The sequence below is a fragment of the Ensifer sp. ZNC0028 genome (assembly GCF_000799055.1).
Lineage (GTDB): Bacteria > Pseudomonadota > Alphaproteobacteria > Rhizobiales > Rhizobiaceae > Ensifer.
The window spans coordinates 1-1,025 of the sequence record NZ_JTLA01000171.1; the positions used below are offsets into that span (position 1 = coordinate 1).

Annotated in this window: 1 protein-coding gene; it reads left to right on the plus strand. The window is 61.6% G+C overall.

Going from position 1 to position 1,025, the window contains the following annotated elements; genetic code table 11:
* On the plus strand, nucleotides 1-868 hold an 868-nt coding region (locus L981_RS31370), incomplete at its 5' end, for an ABC transporter ATP-binding protein (protein ID WP_043626182.1).
* Nucleotides 869-1,025: the final 157 nt, after the last annotated feature.

Here is a 1,025-nt window from a genome sequence, read left to right on the forward strand (position 1 = left end):
GCGCGGCATCGCCATGGTGTTCCAGTCCTATGCGCTCTATCCGCACATGACCGTCTACGACAACATGGCCTTCGGCATGCGGATCGCCAAGGAAAGCAAGGAGGAGATCGACCGTCGCGTGCGCAACGCCGCCGATATCCTGCAGCTGACCAAATATCTCGACCGCCTGCCGAAGGCGCTCTCCGGCGGCCAGAGACAGCGTGTTGCCATCGGCCGCGCGATCTGCCGCGACCCCAAGGTATTCCTGTTCGACGAGCCGCTGTCGAACCTGGATGCGGCTTTGCGTGTGGCCACCCGCATCGAGATCGCCAAGCTCAGTGAGCAGATGGCGGACACGACGATGATCTACGTCACCCACGACCAGGTAGAGGCGATGACGCTCGCCGACCGCATCGTGGTGCTGTCGCAGGGCCATATCGAACAGGTGGGCGCGCCACTCGAACTCTATGAGCGCCCGGCCAATCTCTTCGTCGCCCGCTTCATCGGCTCGCCGGCGATGAACATCATCCCGTCGACGGTGACGGAGACCGGCGCGCAGACGACGGTGAAGCTGACCGGCGGCAAGAGCGTGACGCTCAATATCCCGACCGAGTCGTCGCAGAACGGCAAGACTGCGAGTTTCGGCGTTCGCCCCGAAGACCTTCAGGTCAGTACCAGCGACGACTTCCTGTTCGAAGGCACGATCTCGATTGTCGAAGCGCTCGGCGAAGTGACGCTGCTCTACATCGAAGGCCTCGTCGACAAGGAGCCGATCATCGCTAAGATCCCCGGCATCCTGCCGGTTCAGCGCGGCGACAAGGTGCGCTTCACCGCCGACAAGGCCAAGCTGCACCTTTTCGACGCCGACGGTCGCACCTATCGCCGCTGATACGAACAGGCTCTCCCGTCGAACCCGCCCGTAAAATCGGGCGGGTTTTTTCAATGCAACCCGCGGATCAAACCCTCTGTTAAATCTCTGCCGTTAGTCTGTTTCAAAAGGGGATACGGAAAGGCATTTCGATGAGAGGCGCGGCGCCGGTGATGTA